18 protein-coding genes and 2 tRNA genes are annotated in these 17,515 nt (G+C 53.9%); 8 read left to right on the forward strand and 12 right to left on the reverse strand.

Annotated features, from left to right (window positions below; genetic code table 11):
• Window positions 1-6 precede the first annotated feature (6 nt).
• The 3 genes from SPI05_RS01685 to guaB form a co-directional block, all read right to left on the reverse strand.
• Window positions 7-696 (reverse strand): queuosine precursor transporter, encoded by a 690-nt coding sequence (locus SPI05_RS01685; RefSeq protein WP_414601949.1) that lies wholly within the window; start codon window positions 694-696, stop codon window positions 7-9.
• 135 nt (window positions 697-831) lie between these two features.
• The gene (locus SPI05_RS01690; protein ID WP_321075564.1) at window positions 832-1,554 is read right to left on the reverse strand and encodes an exonuclease domain-containing protein; all 723 of its coding nucleotides are present in this window, start codon (window positions 1,552-1,554) and stop codon (window positions 832-834) included.
• A gap of 43 nt (window positions 1,555-1,597) precedes the next feature.
• Complete coding sequence (guaB, locus tag SPI05_RS01695) at window positions 1,598-3,133, reverse strand: IMP dehydrogenase (protein WP_321075566.1); 1,536 nt, start codon at window positions 3,131-3,133, stop codon at window positions 1,598-1,600.
• 261 nt (window positions 3,134-3,394) lie between these two features.
• On the opposite strand from guaB, the gene SPI05_RS01700 reads away from it, so the two are divergent.
• Window positions 3,395-3,685 (forward strand): WhiB family transcriptional regulator, encoded by a 291-nt coding sequence (locus tag SPI05_RS01700; RefSeq protein WP_321075568.1) that lies wholly within the window; start codon window positions 3,395-3,397, stop codon window positions 3,683-3,685.
• Window positions 3,686-3,863: 178 nt separating this feature from the next.
• On the opposite strand, the gene ddaH is transcribed toward SPI05_RS01700, so the two are convergent.
• Complete coding sequence (gene ddaH / locus SPI05_RS01705) at window positions 3,864-4,646, reverse strand: dimethylargininase (protein WP_295026814.1); 783 nt, start codon at window positions 4,644-4,646, stop codon at window positions 3,864-3,866.
• Between the two features lie 211 nt (window positions 4,647-4,857).
• Window positions 4,858-5,151 (reverse strand): co-chaperone GroES, encoded by a 294-nt coding sequence (gene groES, locus SPI05_RS01710; protein WP_036324231.1) that lies wholly within the window; start codon window positions 5,149-5,151, stop codon window positions 4,858-4,860.
• A 201-nt stretch (window positions 5,152-5,352) separates the two neighbouring features.
• Here groES and SPI05_RS01715 point away from each other — a divergent pair, with 201 nt between their 5' ends.
• From SPI05_RS01715 to SPI05_RS01730, 4 genes are all read left to right on the forward strand, one after another.
• Window positions 5,353-6,618, forward strand: a complete 1,266-nt coding sequence (locus SPI05_RS01715; protein ID WP_321075571.1) for a class I SAM-dependent methyltransferase — start codon at window positions 5,353-5,355, stop codon at window positions 6,616-6,618.
• Window positions 6,619-6,648: 30 nt separating this feature from the next.
• The gene (tsaD, locus tag SPI05_RS01720; protein ID WP_321075574.1) at window positions 6,649-7,761 is read left to right on the forward strand and encodes a tRNA (adenosine(37)-N6)-threonylcarbamoyltransferase complex transferase subunit TsaD; all 1,113 of its coding nucleotides are present in this window, start codon (window positions 6,649-6,651) and stop codon (window positions 7,759-7,761) included.
• 148 nt (window positions 7,762-7,909) lie between these two features.
• Entirely contained in the window at window positions 7,910-8,773 is an 864-nt protein-coding gene (gene purU, locus SPI05_RS01725; RefSeq protein WP_321075576.1) for a formyltetrahydrofolate deformylase, read from the forward strand.
• A 23-nt stretch (window positions 8,774-8,796) separates the two neighbouring features.
• Entirely contained in the window at window positions 8,797-9,891 is a 1,095-nt protein-coding gene (locus SPI05_RS01730) for a diacylglycerol kinase family protein (RefSeq protein ID WP_321075578.1), read from the forward strand.
• 207 nt (window positions 9,892-10,098) lie between these two features.
• Here SPI05_RS01730 and SPI05_RS01735 read toward each other — a convergent pair.
• Window positions 10,099-10,172 (reverse strand) — tRNA-Pro (locus SPI05_RS01735).
• 73 nt (window positions 10,173-10,245) lie between these two features.
• Here SPI05_RS01735 and SPI05_RS01740 point away from each other — a divergent pair.
• Window positions 10,246-10,316 (forward strand) — tRNA-Gly (locus SPI05_RS01740).
• A 519-nt stretch (window positions 10,317-10,835) separates the two neighbouring features.
• Entirely contained in the window at window positions 10,836-11,210 is a 375-nt protein-coding gene (locus SPI05_RS01745; RefSeq protein ID WP_321075579.1) for a hypothetical protein, read from the forward strand.
• Here the strand turns inward: SPI05_RS01745 and SPI05_RS01750 are convergent, their stop codons facing one another.
• Genes SPI05_RS01750 through SPI05_RS01775 form a run of 6 tightly spaced genes read right to left on the reverse strand, consistent with a single transcriptional unit; the run spans window position 11,211 to window position 16,488 of the window.
• The gene (locus SPI05_RS01750) at window positions 11,211-11,930 is read right to left on the reverse strand and encodes an HNH endonuclease signature motif containing protein (RefSeq protein ID WP_321075581.1); all 720 of its coding nucleotides are present in this window, start codon (window positions 11,928-11,930) and stop codon (window positions 11,211-11,213) included.
• A complete protein-coding gene (locus tag SPI05_RS01755; protein ID WP_321075582.1) occupies window positions 11,930-12,919 on the reverse strand; it encodes a DNA adenine methylase in 990 nt (329 codons plus the stop codon). Before SPI05_RS01755 ends, SPI05_RS01750 begins: the two co-directional genes overlap by 1 nt.
• 57 nt (window positions 12,920-12,976) lie before the next feature.
• Window positions 12,977-13,216, reverse strand: coding sequence for a helix-turn-helix domain-containing protein (locus SPI05_RS01760; protein ID WP_414601951.1), 240 nt, complete (start codon window positions 13,214-13,216; stop codon window positions 12,977-12,979).
• Entirely contained in the window at window positions 13,200-15,080 is a 1,881-nt protein-coding gene (locus tag SPI05_RS01765; protein ID WP_321075586.1) for a hypothetical protein, read from the reverse strand. The genes SPI05_RS01760 and SPI05_RS01765 overlap by 17 nt, the downstream gene beginning before the upstream one ends.
• Window positions 15,077-15,526 (reverse strand): ABC-three component system middle component 2, encoded by a 450-nt coding sequence (locus tag SPI05_RS01770; RefSeq protein WP_321075587.1) that lies wholly within the window; start codon window positions 15,524-15,526, stop codon window positions 15,077-15,079. The genes SPI05_RS01765 and SPI05_RS01770 overlap by 4 nt, the downstream gene beginning before the upstream one ends.
• Window positions 15,523-16,488 (reverse strand): ABC-three component system protein, encoded by a 966-nt coding sequence (locus SPI05_RS01775; RefSeq protein ID WP_321075589.1) that lies wholly within the window; start codon window positions 16,486-16,488, stop codon window positions 15,523-15,525. The genes SPI05_RS01770 and SPI05_RS01775 overlap by 4 nt, the downstream gene beginning before the upstream one ends.
• 619 nt (window positions 16,489-17,107) lie before the next feature.
• On the opposite strand from SPI05_RS01775, the gene SPI05_RS01780 reads away from it, so the two are divergent.
• Window positions 17,108-17,515 (forward strand): sigma factor-like helix-turn-helix DNA-binding protein (locus SPI05_RS01780; RefSeq protein WP_321075590.1); only part of this gene is annotated, 408 nt, incomplete at its 3' end.

The raw sequence follows: 17,515 nt of genomic DNA on the forward strand, positions 1-17,515 counted from the left end.
CCCAGGTTAAGAACGTTGTGAAGAAATAGTTTCTGTACCGGTTGGTTCATTATTAGCTTTGAGAGTTTGAGAAGATGACATTTCTGTACCAATCGGTACATAATTTTTTTCACCGCGTTTCACCCACCCAATGACCTGAATGCTGAGCGGAGACATGATGATTTCCAACGCACACTTGTACACGTAACCGGTCAGCACGTAGTTGAAAAAATCCGGCCCCGAAATCAACCCGGCAAAAGCAATGGTGCAAAACGCGAGGGTGTCCACCAGCTCCCCGACCAGGGTCGAGGCTATCATGCGAAGCCAGAGGAAACGCTCTCCGGTGCGACCCTTAATCCGCACCAACACCAGAGCATTTAACAGCTGCCCCAGCACGTACCCCGCCAGGGAAGCCGCCACAATACGCGGAACGAACCCGAAAACCTGAGCGAAAGCAGGAGTGATAAAGTCTCCACTGGCCGACGGCGCTTTGGCAACCAGGAAGAACAGGCCCGATGCCAAGATGGAAATCCCAAACCCGGTCAGGACCGCCCGGCGAGCCCCGCGAAATCCATAAACCTCCGAGAGGATATCCCCCAGGATGTAGGTGAAGGGGAACATGACGGCTCCGCCATCAAAAATCAATCCCCACGGTCCACCGATGAGTTTGGTGGCGGAGATGTTCGAAATGAGTAGCAGCGCTACAAACAAGGTCATGAAAATATCAAAAAAACGGTCCTCGCCCGCAGCCACAAAGTTGACTACAGGGCGCTGAGGTGCCTGTTCAGACCTCTCGGTCGATTTCACTGGTTATACTCCCCTACTCTTAACCCGACACACCCACTGGCGGCGCTAAAACTGCGGCCAGTGCAAGGATACCGGGTGGAAATCCGGTTTTCGCGCAACCATGAACTCGTTGAAACTCTGCGCCCATTGGCTATGACCCTTGGCCTGGAACTGCATCATCTCCCCGGGCCCCATTTCCAGCAATTCCGGGAATCGCTCAGACATAGCACCGAGCAAATCCAAAGTCGCGGCAACATCGCCTTGAGCGTTGTGGAAATCGTCACGCAACGGTAAATCGTAGGCGGTGCAGACGGAGGCCAAGTTACGTTTCCCTTTCCGATAGCGATCTAGGATTCGATCCAACACCAAGGGATCGACAATCGGCTCTAACTGTCCCTCCAGGCGCTGGCGTAAGGTTTGCAAGCCGTGACGTTTCAGTTCCGCTTCCAGAATCGCGAAATCGAAGGTGACGTTGAAACCGACTACGGGCACTCCCCGCCGCATAGTTTCCGCGATAATACCCGCAACTTCCTCGAGTCCAACTCGCGGCTCAACCCCGTTAGCCTGCAAGTATTCATCAGTCAGACCATTAACCCGACCGGCAGCGGGAGGCATGGGAACGCCAGGATTGATAACCCAGTAAAGCGGCGAATCCTCGCCGTTTATCCTGCGTATCAGCGACACCGTAGCGATACGGTCACGAGACGTAAAGACACCGGTCGTTTCCGTGTCGAAACCCAAGACTTCCTGATGAAGCCAGGGGGTATTCATGTCATTCATTTCATTCATGGCCAAAGTCTCTCACACACCCTGGAGGCGAAAATCCCCAGCCTCAGTGACGTTGATAGTTCGGGGCTTCCACGGTGACTTCAACATCATGAGGATGAGATTCCCGCAAGCCTGCCTGGGTGATACGCACAAAACGACCCCGATGGCGCAGCTCCTCAATGGTATGTGCCCCGGTATAGAACATCGACTGGTGTAACCCTCCCACCAGCTGATACACCACCGAGCCGAGGGTGCCTTGGTAGGGAACCTGGCCTTCAATGCCTTCGGGAACAATCTTGTCGTCGCTAGAGACATCGGCCTGGAAATAGCGATCCTTTGAGTAGGACTTGCGGCCGCGCGAACTCATGGCCCCGAGCGAACCCATTCCGCGGTAGTGCTTCCACTGTTTACCGTTCATGAACACGAGTTCACCTGGGGATTCTTCACAGCCAGCCAACAGGGAACCCAGCATCACCGTCTGAGCTCCGGCAACCAAGGCTTTGGCAATATCGCCTGAATACTGCAAACCGCCATCGGCAATCAGCGGCACATCCGCACGGGCACACGCTTCTGCAGCCATCATAATGGCGGTAATCTGGGGCACCCCCACCCCAGCCACCACGCGAGTGGTACAAATGGACCCCGGACCAACACCGACCTTGACCCCGTCAACGCCCGCATCAATCAAGGCTTGTGCGCCCTCCCTGGTGGCGACGTTACCGCCCACAACTTGCACCCCGGAGAACCCCGAATCGTTCTTGATTCGCGTAATCATCTCTAAAGCTAGCTTGGCCCCGCCGTTTGCGGTATCCACAATCAGGGCATCGACACCTGCCTCGGCCAGGGCCTGAGCGCGTTCCCATGCGTCTCCCCAGTAGCCGATAGCTGCGCCCACTACCAAACGACCTTGGGAATCTTTAGTAGCGTGCGGGAACTGCTCGGTCTTAACAAAGTCTTTGACCGTAATGAGGCCGGTCAACTTGCCGTTTTCATCAATCAATGGCAGTTTCTCTATACGATTTTCTGCCAGCAGCTTCATCGCTTCTTCGCGAGAGATACCGGTGCGCCCGGTAATCAACGGCATCGGCGTCATGCATTCCTGTACTGTCTTGGTGCTCCACTGGGTGGTGGGCACGAAACGCAGGTCACGATTGGTAATGATACCCAGCAATTCGTAGTCGTCAGTCACGACGGGCAAGCCCGATACCCGATACTTGGCGCATAGTTCGTCGAGCTGTTCAATGGTGGCGTTGGGGCCGATGGTGACGGGATCGGTCACCATGCCCGACTCGGAGCGTTTCACTTGACGCACCTGTTGGGCTTGGCTCTCGATGGAAAGGTTACGGTGCAAAATCCCTATGCCGCCCTGACGCGCCATAGCAATCGCCATCCGTGATTCAGTCACGGTGTCCATAGCGGCGGAAATCAGGGGGATATGCAGTTTGATTTCTTTGGAAAAGCGAGTGGACGTGTCCACTTCGGCGGGAATCACATCTGTAACCTCAGGCAATAACAGCACGTCGTCGTAGGTCAAACCGGTTAAAAACCGCGGCTCTACACCGTTTTCAAGGTCTTGCAAGGGATTCGTGATTTCGCTCATATGCCTTCCTTAAATACCCGGGAATAATTCGTTTAATGCTGATGTTTATTCTAACGCTCCAGCGCTAACAGTACTGACGGGGTGGGAATCGCAGTTCAAGCCGGATTTGACGGTGATTCGCTCGGATTGGGTTCAGAGTTTGGTTCACTACTACTGAAGGACGGTCTGGCGAGTCTAAATCGTCCTGTGGTAGGACGCTGGATTGCCGGCCCACCACCTAGTCTTGAAGAGTAAGAAAACACCGCGAGGGAAAGGAAGAAAATGAGTAATGTAACGTATCTCCCCGCTCCGACTATTGAATCTTGGGAATGGCAGGATGAAGCTGCCTGTAAGGATTTGGGGACGGCGGCTTTCTTCCATCCAGACGGTGAACGCGGGGGAACCCGGCGGCGGCGTGCTGCGCAGGCCAAAGCGATTTGCGCGACTTGTCCAGTATTGGAACAGTGCCGCAGTTACGCTTTGGATGCCCATGAACCTTATGGCATCTGGGGTGGCATGACTGAGGAGGAACGCGCCGCTTACTGGAAGGAACGGGAGGCTAAATCCGCTTAAACCTGTAGAGCCCGGGCGGGGGCGAATCCGCCGCTAGAAATTGCATATATTTGGGGGGCTGAGCCAGTGGCTCAGCCCCCCAAATGTCTATATAACCGTAAACCTAATCGCCTGCTCCACCCGCCGAAACGTTATATTTCGGACGCGCCGGATTATGGCGAAAAGTCCAGTTTGCTCGTTAGCCCACGTCACCGCGCAGACGCACAGACAGGCAGGTCACACAACCTTCGAGCTTTTCGTACTCGCCGATGTCTACCGCGACCACCTCGTAGCCCATGCTCTCAAAGAGTTCTTTGGACTTGGGCGCGGCAGCGGACATCAGAATCTTGTTATCCTCGAGCAGAACGACGTGCGAACCGGGTTCTTCGGGAACTTCCATGAACTTGTCCCACACGGTCGGGTCGTCCACCAGCGGTTTGTAGCCGACTACGGTGCCGTCGTACAAGGCGGTAACGCCGCTCTTGAGGTGGAGCACCTTGGTCATTTCCACGGGGATGACTTCCGCATCGAATTCCTTCAAGTACTCGGCAAGCTGGCGCACCCCTTCTTCGTTGGTGCGGCCGCCGGGAGTTTGTCCGACCCAGACTTTACCGTCAAATTTCAGGATATCTCCCCCGTCTACGGTGCCGGGTTCCTTGATGTAAGCCACGCGGTACCCTGCGTCCCGAACAGCCTTTTCAACTCCCGCAACCTCAGCGCGACGCTCCGGAGCTCCAGAGCGAGTGATGATAGCGAGATCCCCATAGACGAAAACAGGATCCTCAATGAATACCGAATCAGGGCAATCCGGAGCGGGCTCAACCTCGACGGTTTCCCACCCGTTATCATTGAGTGCCTTGACGTAGCCTTCCCACTGGCGCAAACCCAGATCATAAGAGACGGCAGACTTTTCAATGTGTGTCACAATGCCATCAGCCATTTTGGGGCTGGGGCGACGAACTAATGCTAATTTCCTAGTCATGCCTTCCAGCGTAGTAGTGGTCCGGAAACCCGTCAAGAGATTGGCGCGCAGAGATGACTGGGCTATTAAGCAAGCGTTACAGGTGTCCCGGTGCCCCTCATATTCCCACAGTTTCGGCGTTGCCGCGCTGGGGAGGACCGGGACGGGTGAATCTATAACTTAACAGAAAAGACCGGACATACGTCCGGCCTTTTCAAAAAGTGTGTATCGATTACTCAACTACAGCGAGCAAGTCGCGAGCGGAGAGAATAACGTATTCCTCACCCTGGTACTTGACTTCGGTGCCGCCGTACTTGGCGTAAATGACCTTGTCGCCTTCCTTGACATCCATCGGCACACGCACGCCCTTGTCGTCAACGCGACCGGGGCCTACCGCCACGACGGTGCCTTCCTGCGGCTTTTCTTTTGCCATATCCGGGATGACCAGCCCCGAAGCGGTAACCGTTTCCGCTTCCAGCTGCTTGATAACAACCCGATCTTCCAAAGGTTTAATGCAAACCGACACTGCGATTGCCCTTTCTCTAAGTTCCTGATGATATTTCACCAACCGAGCGCCGTCGCGGGTGGCACCCTGCCAGTCAATTTGTATTTTATGCCGCATTTAGCACTCTCGCAACCCGAGTGCTAAGTCACTTTCATGTCGCACTATTTTGGCGCCGTTCCGTGAGGTTCCCTCTTTGGCTCTGGTCACCCTTAGGATTGAACTATGGCTGTAAATTCGCTGGTGCCCGTGTTAAGCAAAGACGGATTCCAATTGTTGGAATCCTTGGGAACTATGGGACCCTATACGCCGGCGCTCGCAGACCAATTGAGCGCCGGCTTACGGAAACGCGGTGTCGCGCCGGAGCTGGTGGCAGCCATTTTGACCCAGCTGGAGCTGCGGGAGGCAGCGCGGGTCAAATTCGGGGATTTCGCGCAAGGCATGCTGTTCACCCGAGACGGTTTGGAGCAGGCCACGCGTTTACCGGTGGCTGCCGTACACGCCGGACGTTTTCGTGACGCCGGTTGTCACAAGGTCGCTGATTTGGGTTGCGGGTTAGGGACTGAGTCCCTGGCGTTGGCCGGTTTGGGGCTGCTGGTAACGGCTTTTGAACTCGATGAAGCCACCGCGGCGGCGGCTTTGATGAACCTGCGCGCCTATCCCGAGGCCCGGGTCACGCAGGCAGATATTTTGGAGCTGGACTGGCAACAGTTGCGTGCCGAAGGGATGGACGGCGCTTTTGCAGACCCAGCCCGGCGCGATGCTTCAGGCAGGCGACTTCAGCCGGAGTCTTGGAAACCCCCACTTTCCCGCATTCTCGCTTGGCAAGACGAGATTCCGCACGGGAACCTTGGCGTAAAGATCGCCCCTGGAATCAACTATCAAGCCCTGCCGGCGCAGAGCGAAACCCAGTGGATTTCCGTGGGAGGCGAGCTTGTGGAGGCGGGAATCTGGCTGGGCGACTTGATTCGCCAACAGGGACGCTCCGCTCTGTTGATGGACAAGAACGGAAAGATTGTGACTGTGCTGCACGATGAAACCGCTGCCCCGTGCAACACGCCTGCCGAGTTGAGCGAGACTATTGCGACCGAAGACGAACTGGGGAAATGGATTTTTGAACCTGATGACGCAATCATCCGGGCGGGACTGCTGGCTCAAGTTGCAGATAAAACATACACAAAAACGGTATCGATAAAAATCGCCTATCTGACCAGGACTTCTGTCCCAGAGGCGGCGGACATGAAACTGGGCAGCTGGTTCGAGGTCATGGAAGTCCTGCCTTTGGACGAAAAGAAGATTCGCACGGCGCTAAAAACGCGACCACTCAGGTCTTTGGAAATTAAGAAACGCGGAGCCGATGTGTCCCCCGCCCAGCTGCGCCGAAAACTGCTGATCACAACTGAGAAGAACGGCGAGGATTTGACGCTAATCGCCACGCGCTTGGGTAGCCGACACCGGGCTATTCTGTGTCGGCGCTGCACGGAAATTTAGACGCCAGGGAAAACCAACTAAAATGTAGGCGTGTTAAACGGTGCGAAACTCACTTTAGGAATCGAATCTACCTGCGACGAGACTGGAGCCGCCATTGTAGCGGGCAAAACCCAGCTGCTGGCGAATGTGGTCGCAACCTCGATGGATGAATATGCCCGCTATGGCGGGATCATTCCCGAAATTGCTTCACGGGCGCATCTGGAGTCGTTCCTGCCCGTGGTCAGTGAGGCATTAGAAGAGGCGGGCGTGAAGCTCGCGGACATTGACCAGATTGGCGTGTCCGCTGGTCCGGGGTTGATTGGTTCTCTGGCAGTAGGAATCGCTGGAGCAAAAGCCCTGGCCGCCGCTACTGGTAAGCCGCTTTACGGGGTGAATCACGTCATCGGCCACCTGGCGGTGGACCAGTTGGTCAACGGCGAACTGGAACTGCCGGCGGTGGGACTGGTCGTCAGCGGCGGACACACAAACCTGCTGCTCATCACCGATTTTGCGGCTCAAGGTGGAATCAAGGAACTGGGCGGTACCCTCGACGATGCTTCAGGGGAAGCCTTTGATAAGGTCGGGCGGGTGCTGGGACTGCCCTATCCGGGAGGGCCGCACGTAGACCGCCTGGCCCGCGAAGGCAGACTGGGAGCGATTGAATTTCCGCGCGGTCTGGCCGGAGCAAAATACGCAAAAACCCACCCTTATGATTTCTCTTTCTCCGGACTGAAAACTGCGGTGGCTCGCTATGTTAGTCAGCTTGAAGCCGCCCCAGAAGTACATAGCCGCCCCGACTTTACGGAGGATTTCGCCCCCGCTCGCGAGGGGAAACCCTGGCTGCCGGTAGCGGATATTTGCCGCGGTTTTTCGGAATCCGTAAACGACTCCCTGGTCAGCAAGACTATGCGGGCGCTAACCGATTTCGAGGCAAAAACCCTGGTGGTGGGCGGCGGATATTCCGCTAATTCCCGGCTTCGCGAATGGCTGACGGAGGAATGCGCGCGTGCTGGCGTCACCCTGCGGATTCCCCCGCTGAAGTTCTGTACCGACAACGGCGCGCAGATTGCGGCTATCACGGCGGCGATTGCGGACACTCGCGCCCCGAGCAGGGCGGATTTTTCGCCGGTCTCCGCCCTAGACCTCACTACCGTTATCATCTAAGGCCACCGATATCATCTAGGCAGCGAAAACTAACAGCCAATCAGAAAAACCAGCCTCACCACAGACTCTTGTGAAAGACCCCGCTGAAGCACACCCCTTGTCGGCTCAGTCCTAAACGAAACCGTGCGGAAAAGGTATGCTAAGAACCATGACTGAAACGAAGTCGAGCGACACCATAAAGCTGGTGCTCACCCTCTCCTGCCCCGACCGACCCGGAATTGTCCACGCCGTATCCGGCATGGTAGCCGGCGCGGGAGGCAATATCATCCAATCGGCCCAGTTCGCAGACACCGACACAGGACTGTTCTTTATGCGAGTTGAGATGGATGTTCCCAGCGTTCACGACATTAACGCCCGAGTGGAGGCTTTAGCTGCCGATTTTCAGATGGCTTGGGACTTGGACCAGATTGGGCGGACGCTGCGCACCGTCATCATGGTTTCCAAAGAGGGGCATTGCCTGTCCGACCTGCTCTATCGCGTGCGTGATAATTCGATTCCAATCGATGTGAAAGCGGTCGTGGGCAACCACCCCGATTTGGCTCCCATCGCAACGTTTTATCAAGTACCGTTTATTTTGGTACCGGTCACGAAAGATAATAAACCCGAAGCCGAACGGCAACTGTTGGACTTGGTCGACGCGGAAAAGGTTGAACTGGTGGTGCTGGCGCGCTATATGCAGATTCTTTCCGACAAACTGTGCCGGGAGATGAGCGGGCGCATCATCAACATTCACCACTCGTTCCTACCGTCATTCAAGGGTGCAAAGCCGTACGACCAGGCCCACGACCGAGGTGTGAAACTCATTGGGGCTACCGCGCACTATGTCACGGCAGATTTGGATGAAGGTCCCATCATTGAACAGGACGTTTCCCGAGTGGATCACACGTTTACCGCCATCGATATGCGTAAACAAGGTCAGGACGTGGAACGTCGAGTCTTGGCTCAAGCCGTGAAGTGGCACGCCGAGCACCGCGTGTTGATGAACGGCAACCGCACCGTGATTTTCCGGTAAAGACACCGAATTACGGATAAGCCATGTCAGAACACCGGCCTCCAGACAGCGCGAAAGCGTACGAGCAACTTCCTGACGACCAGATTTCGGACAGCACGCAACCAGGCCGACCTTCGGACAACACAAACGCGAACTACCGACCTCCGGACGACCCCGAAACCGCACCCTCGGAGGGGTGCTATCGCCAAGAAACACGTAACATCCGCCGTGTCGCCTTCATTTTGAACCCGGCCTCCGCCAAAGGCCACGCCCGCAAAACTGCTCGGGTAGCCCGGAAAGTACTGGAGCAACGCGGTCTGGAGATTGTTGATTTTCCAAGTGATACTGCGGCACAAGCCCGGGACTCGGCTCGCCGGGCTGCGGCTGATTCCACGGTGGACGCCATCGTCGTTTCCGGTGGAGACGGGATTCTTTCGCTGGTCCTGCAGGAGCAGGTTGGTTCGGACAAGCCTTTGGGGATTATTCCGGCAGGTTCTGGCAACGACCATGCCCGTCACTATGGGATTCCGCTGAATCCGCGTAAATCCGCGGGCATCATCGCGGATGGTTACGTTAGTCAAACCGACCTGGGACTCGCGACTTTTACCGATTTGCGCGGCAAAGAACGCCAGCGCTGGTGGTCCACCATTACCTGCGTAGGGTTTGACCAAATGGTGGCGGATAAAACCCAGGAAATGCGCTGGCCGCACGGTTCGCTACGCTACATCTTGTCCTTGTTAATTATTCTGGCGAAGTTCCATCCCCGCCCGGTTCGTCTCAGTCTCGACGGGGTGGTTTGGGGCGAGAATCACCTGACGTTATGCGCCGTAGCCAATGGAAAGTGCTATGGAGGCGGTGTGGTAGTGGCTCCGCAAGCCTCCAGCTACGACGGGGTTTTCTCGATATCGACATTGAGCTCAATGCCCCGCCGGAAGGTGCTTCGCCCCTTGTTGGCTGCCAAGAGGGGGAAATTCGCCGGCGCTCCCGGGGTGACTTTTCACGAGGCTCGCCAAGTCAGCTTAGAGATGGAAGGGTTGGCTCCCATTGCCGATGGGGAACGCTTGGGGTACGGGACGGTCAACTTGGAATGCGTGCCTAGAGCCGGGTGGTTTATTTTGCCGCGGCCCGAGGGGATTTAGGGCACGGTTACGGACCCATCAGCACCGCAAAAACGAGTACGTAGCAACACCATTTCGTCGGGGGATTAGCAAGGACTCGCTCCGCTCGCCTTGCCCCCCACTCAACACCATTTCGTCGGGGGATTAGCAAGGACTCGCTCCGCTCGCCTTGCATACCCCTCCTCGCTCGCGCCACATGAAAGTAAACTTTCATGTGGCGCTCGCTCGTCGGGGTGACAGGATTTGAACCTGCGACATCCTGCTCCCAAAGCAGGCGCGCTACCAAGCTGCGCTACACCCCGGAAAGGTACAGTTCATAGTACCGGAAAGTTCGAGTTGGAGGAAACCCATCAGACCCGGTAGACTCATTTACACGCGGGCGTAGCTCAATGGTAGAGCCCCAGCCTTCCAAGCTGATTACGCGGGTTCGATTCCCGTCGCCCGCTCTCACAACTATCCGTATTGGATACAAAGCCCGTTTGGCTCGCGATGGTGAGCTAGGCGGGCTTTTCGCTTGACACTAGGCGAAATGCCGCTTGCGGTTGAGCGTTCAATGCTCGCTTCTCGTTCTGATTTCGGTTGCTCTTGCTTTCAAGGGTAAAGGGCTATGGCGCTAGTGAACCCGATGACACTGCCGGAGCCGAGACTCGCGCAAAAGTACGAGAGTCGCCAAAAGGTACAGATTAGCTGCCGAAACAACTGGATAAGTGGGCGATTTAGAGCGTGTATATGACTAGCGAAATCACTACGTGAAGGGGAGCTAGGTGCATGCCACGATATACTCACAGTCGGCTCAAGAGAGGCAGATGGATTACTGCTTGGCAGACTTCTTTTTGGCGAATCTTGCTCTGGATGGCACACTCACGTGGGGAAACATCCGGGCTGATCGAGTGTGAATCCTGCGGCGGCAAGTACGGGCATAAGACCTGGCACGCCCGCACCCCGAATCGCGTGGACGTTTGGGAATGCGCCACAACCACCTAAAGCGCGGCACCTGCGCCACCCCGCACATCTACCAAGAGGTGCTGCAGCGCAAACTCGTGGAGGCATTCCAAGTGCTAGCGCAGCATCAGCTACGAAAAATTGTCGTCCGAACGCTCGCGACCACCGGCTGCCAGGTGAGTTCTCAGCTGCTGCACGCACGGATGCGCCACTACGAAACCAGCACCGAAGCCTCCTTGTTCCTGCCAGACTTCCTTGCCATTGTAGAAGGTGGAATGGCGCTCACCAGCAACCAGCTCGGCTTCGTCTTCACCACCGGCGAAGCTGTAACACTAGACCTACCAAAAGGCTGGACGCCAGTGCTAAGGCGGCGAGCTTTTCCCTATGCGATCTACTAATTAGTCTTCATGGCTGGCATCTTTGTCGTGCAACCACTCATGAAGAACCTTCACCAAATCGGGGCGATACTTATCGAATAGCTTAATATCATTTTCTTCGTACAAGACAGCGCGAAGCTCCCTGACATTCTCTTCAGCAATGTGTTTATAACTCTTTGGTGACGCCCACATGCAGGTTTTGCAGAATTCGACGCTCGTGTCCTGCCAATTAGGACAATGCTCGCATGTCCATGATTTCGCTCTGTTGCATGAAGGACATAACGGCATTAATTCGGAGAGGACATGCGGATATGTTTCCCCACCAATTGCAAAAGGAACTCGGTGATCTACTTGAAGCTTGCCTTTTGCAGAACACACCTCGCAGCGTCCCGGAGCTTTCACTGCTTCGATAGTCTTCTTGGAAAATGCGTGTCTACTTTGTTCGCTGGGGTCTATTCCAACAATACGGTAACGGCCACGTCGTTTTTGGGTACCCGTATCGGGATCTGTGTATACTTCAGTTTCTGTAACGAGAGTAACTCCCGCGTCCCTTAAGTCTCGTACAGCACGTGGGCTATGTTTATAGCCAAGGGCTTCAATATCAGATGTTGTGGCGCTCCCATTTGCCAGAATGATGCGTGCTACGTCTCGAGCGCGCTTCGATGCATTCCCGCGTTCAAGCTGAGCTTCAACTTGTAGTTTTTCTTCAGGGGTAAGTTCGTTGGTATCTCGCTGTGTCACTAAACCAGTGTATCGAAGAGTGCATCTGCCTGTAATGGTTTAACTCTCTGCAGCGTGGCGTCGACGCCACCCAGTCGCTTCACTAGAGCAGGAGTCGCGTAAAGCGCTTCGTGAGATTCTTGGGAGCGTCCAAGTAATGTGCCTTGGGAGCTGACGCCGGTGATGATGTCAAATGTCAGAAGATCAACATCTTTATACAAAGGCTTTCCGTATGTGACTGGCCCAGCTACTGCATCGTAAGAAATAATCGCAGAGATATTCCTTTGGACAAGATTACCTACTCCGGCAACAAATTCTTCATAGGGTAAACCGGCGAAGTAACGTTTATCTCTTGTGTCCGTTGTTCCTTGATACGGCGGATCGAGATAGACGATATCTGATTCGTTTGTCGTATCAAGGCATCGCAGCCAATCACCAGAAAATACTGTCGCATTTTTTAATAGCGAATGTGCGAATGTAATCCGCTTATTAACTGCTGCCGGCTTTGCTCCGAACCGACGGGCATCAGCGGACTGATTGATTTTTCCTAAGGAGTTATACCTAAGTGCCCCTTTCACAATCCGGTTCAAAATGAAGAGAAAGTCCTCGGAATGTTTGACATTCTCAGCGTTGTATCTATCGCGTATCTTTAGAAAATAATCCCTAGGAGACTCTGTCGTTTCAAACTGAGCTAGCCATAAGTGCTCATATCCATTTGCAAGTGCGTTCGGCTCCTCAATGATCGCTTGCCAAAGGGTAGTGATGTCTTGGTTCGCATCCCCGATACAAATGGGTCCTTGAAATCCTCGTTGGGCGATTTCTAGACTTACCGCAGCAGAACCACAAAAAGGCTCGAACAGGCGTCCAGCATCGTCTGGTACCAAGCGAGCGATGAGAGGAGCTTGTTTTCTCTTGCTTCCTTGCATCGGAAACGGCTGTATCAATTTCGACGGTGGATAATCGCTCGTATGCAACGAAATGATCCTGGATAGAACATCTTGGTTTTTCATGCTAGTAATAGAACCTCTGTTACCTTCCATATAGCAACATGCGAAGAGCGGCGTACTTCAACGATCAGATTCGACATAATCACTTCGGAAAACAATTGTTGCGATGTCGCTGAGCTGACAATTCAGTGCGTCACATATGCGCACCAGTACAGCGGTGGTTACGTTTCCGCCTCGTCCTAGTTTTGCTATGGTTGCGGCACTAAGTCCAGTTGCTTTTTGAAGGTCGGTCTTGGTCATGTCTCGGTCTATGAGTAGCTTCCATAGTGGCTTGTAGTCGAGCCTACTTTTCGTTTGCATCATCAGCCTCAGGGTCTGTTAGTTCTTCGTCAGTAGTTTCAAGGAGGAAGCCGTATCGGCCTTGATTGGCTTGCTTAGTGAATCTGATGAGATGGCAGCGTTCTTTGATGCTGCTGATATCGGGCATGAATTTCGTGTTGTCAACAACGATAACTTGGCCTTGTTCTTGCTCGGTTGCGAGGTAGTCGTAGAGGGCTTGTGGGATCGTTTCTCTTGCTTCGCGGAGATCTGGATCTAGCTGTGGGTCATCCAGACCGAGCAGTGGAGTGTCGATAACCAATAGCCCAGGGTTGTACTCGGCATCATCAGAACCGAGGTAGCTACGGAGCGCGAGCAAGACAGCTGTGTTAACGAACGAACGGTAGCCTTGGCCTTCTTTTGCTTTGGCTTTCCCGTTCACTACTGCGTCAAAGCTTTCCTTGTTGAAATGAGCGTCATGCAGACGCGGAAACGCGCAGGCGCCGAGAGTGTCTAAGAGCTTGGTATCCATACCGCCCCAGAATGCTTTGGGGAGATGCTCGAGCGGATTGAAATCACTCTTTGGAAACGTCAGCCCTTTACGACGAACGATCTCGGCTTCAGTATCACTTTGCTGTTTAAAGACTTCTTCTTTTTCTGTTCGTAGCCCTTTTAGCGCGCTTAGATCGTTGATGGCTTTAGTGAGTTGATTAAGCTGGGGCTGGAGGTCAGTATTAATAATGGCGTTGATTCTCTTCGACTCGGTCGATAGTTGTTGTTCTTTTTCCAACAGTGCAGAGCGCTCTTTATCGAGCTCTGCCATTGTTTGCCGGAGGTCAAAAAGGCGAGCTTCGAGACTTTCACGTTCCCGAATGTCAGGCTCTGCGTATGTTTCTTTCAATTCAGCAGGGAGCTGTTGAGAGCACACTGGGCACGCGGCTTCTACATGGTATTCGTCGGTTACTGTGTGGCCATCTACAACAAAATCGAAGCGCTGGATTCTGGCTTGATAGGAGGATGCGAGCTCCTGGTATCGGCTTTCAAGAGAGGACATTTCAGAGAGCTGACCGCGAACATCCGATAGCGCCTTAATTATTTCTTTGCTCTGTACCATCCATTCTTGAATTGCTCGCTGAATTTGTGCCGCTTGGTTTGATAGTGCCTGAACTTGATTGTTGATATCTTCGTCTGTGCTTTTGCCAAGAGCAGCATCAATAATCTTGAGCCGTTCCTCAAATCGTGGTGATAGCGTTTCCAGGTAATCGATCACCGCGTTATTGCGCATTTTCTGTGCTTTTGGTGATTCTCGATCAGCATATGCAGCGAAGTCCTCGCCGGTCACGAGAGTGGCAAGAGCTGATTTGAATCCTGTTCGTGCTGTTGCTTGTTCTGGCATCAGGATTGAGTTCTTGGTGGTTATGGCATCCTCGTCCGCGTACAGTGCGTGCCAGAAAGTACGCCACGTGAGGGATTTGAGTGTCATTTCTTTGCTCGTGATGACTTTGACTTCTTCGGGATGCTCGAAGCCGAGGAGACGAATCCATAGATAGGACAGTGGCAAGGCATGGGCAGAGGGATTGATTTTGTAATCGCCTGAAACAATCCAACTGTCCGTGCTGGTAACGTCGACTGTTCCTTGCCCTTCACCGATAGGGCGATGCAGGGTGATTTTCCCGCGTGGTGTCTGAAGGGTCATTCCCACGTAGGTGTAACCGAGTTTTTCATCGATAACGAACGATTTTTGCGACGCACCAAACATATAGTCGATGCACCCTAGCACCCATGACTTGCCTGAGTTTGACGGTCCGCACAACACGTTGAGACCTGCCTCAAAGGAAACAGCCGAGTCGGGCTTCGATTCGTGGCCGTACACGCCTACAGAGCTGATCCAAAATCCGCTTCTCATTGCTCGCCTCCTTGGCTACTTTGTTTCGCAACATAGGACGTGATGATTGCGTCGTCGACAGTGTTGATCGTTTCAAGTACATCAATAGCAGATAAGAAAAGCGCCGAAGCATATGGGCTGTTTAACCTATTCACGGCCGTGATACCTGTGGCTGTGAGCTGATATTTCAGTCCGTTATCTCCTGGCAGAAGCTCAACGAGGCCTTTGAGGATGAGTGTGCGTAGCGCGCCGTGTGCGAGTGAGATTCGCGTTTTGAGTTCGCCTGATGCGAGGCGGTGTGCTCCGTTGAGATTTGTTTGGCCGACGTGCAGCGTTTTTGCATTCACGCTTAGCGTGTCGAATGCTGCCAGGTAGTCGATTGTTGCGGGGCGATCCAAGGCATACATGAGCAGCAGCATTCGTAGCTCGGTTTCGTATTCCGAATCAAGAACCGATGTGGCATTCATGCAGACCACCCCAGCTTGTCTTGGCTGACTAGTTCGTGGCATGAGCCTTTTCTGCTCCATACGTCAATCAGATCGATGATTTGGGCTAGTTTCATCCGATCTAGCTGTACTTTGACTGCTTGGCTAAGTGTGGCCAAGAGTCGTTCTCGTTCTGAAGGGTATGAGGAGAGGTTGGTATCAATGACTCCTTGCAGCATTGTTTCAAGAAATTGGTCGAATAATGCGCTCCCGTTCTCGATGCAATCCCAGGAGGTCTCTTTTACCCACTCAGCGCTGTAGAAGGCTTTTCGCTGATCTTGAAAATGCTGAGCAAAGCGCTTCGGGATGTCTTCAATTTCTGGCTCATGACCAAGCGTTGACGCTGCCTCGCAGTAGGCGTGAACCAGAGCTCGGATATAGACGAGTTCGTTTTCCTGAATCTCATCCGGGACGGTTGGCTTCGGTGGCAGGTTTACTGCTTGGTCGACGATGCGCAGCTTGTTCGTCTTTGAGTCGATATACGGAGCCCCGCTTGCATCCGCAGCCGCTATCGCAGTATTCAAAGCGTTAGGAAGCCTTACATTCTCATATCCAGCGGCATCTTTGAAGATTGTATGGAAGATCAAACCGAGCCGTTCACCAACATTTGCTTTATTCACTGCTGAATCTACGAGGCTTAACGTCGGTACCAGCGCGATGACTGCATCTTCAGAATACGCGTCGATGACATTGTCACTGAACGTGTAAATATCCCAACGCCCGGCGAGCTCGCTAGCAATATCCTCACCTAACGGGTCTGAGCCATTAGCGTAGCCCTTCCACGTTGTTACCGCTCGAAGCTCCAAAGCTGTCCGATTAGTGAATTTCGGATTCTCAACAAGACCGCAGTCCACTAGGTCAGCTAAGAACTTTCCGAGACTGCGAGTTCCTTTCATGAGAGGGCGCAATCTGTCGATTAACAGCTTAAGCGGCGTGTCTGTCATTACTGCGCGCCTCCTTCATCGCCATTCATCGCTCTCCATCGCTATTCCTTCAGTGCCAGAAAACTGGTGCAGCATTCTGAAGTTACATGGATGTGAGCACAGGTTGTGTGTTTCCTGATTTTACAGGATTCCTTCAACATTGGCTCGCTCCACTTCACGAACGCACACAAGCGGACGTGGACATTTGACAAACGAGTGACAAGCGAGGAGGTGGCAAAAATGGCAAAACGCAATGGTAAGCAGACGTCACGGAAGGTGGCGTCACAAGCATCTCGGATCATGCGGGATGGACGTTACGGCGCGGCATCGAAGACGGTCGCAGCATCGGCACTGGCTCAAACGAAGCCGTCAGGCAAGAAGTAGAGCCGTTCCGGGGAGGCTGCGGCATACCGGTTCCTGGCGCTCTCCTCGCTTCAAAACTGAATACTCGCGCGAACAAAACAATTTCCGAGACTAGCAAAATTTAGCGGTTTTCGGGGTTCTCGTTAGGTACCAGCGGGCACCAGCACACAGCATTCACTGCTGTGTGCTGGCGCCCGTGCTCACTTTGTAGCACCTAACAATCCCATAAACCGTGACCACCTAACGAGGCTCCTTCATACCAGAAGGGACGCCTCTCATGGCACACAACTACACCACATTCAGCTTCGATTACGTCACTGACGAACACGTCGAAGTTCAACTCCTATCCGATAGCCCGATTGCTCAGGCGCTGCTTGAGCATGATGCGCGGTGGAAGAAAACTAACCGGGCAGACACCCGCCGGGATCGGCACTCCTCACCCTCTGAGTTTCCCAAGGAGGGTATGCATTTCGCTGCCGATATTAATATCGAACGCGACTTCATCAACAAGCAGGCGGTGGCTACGGCATTCGCTGGCCTGTCTGAGCGCCAACGCTTTCTAATCGAAGCGGTTGTTTTAGACGGGTACTCCTTTGCCGAAATAGCGCGAGCTGAAAACAAGGACGAGTCAGCTATTCGTCACGCTTACAACAGGGCGATTAAGCGGGCACGAAAGATTCTCGAG

It is taken from the genome of Mobiluncus sp. (assembly GCF_034180645.1).
GTDB lineage: Bacteria > Actinomycetota > Actinomycetes > Actinomycetales > Actinomycetaceae > Mobiluncus.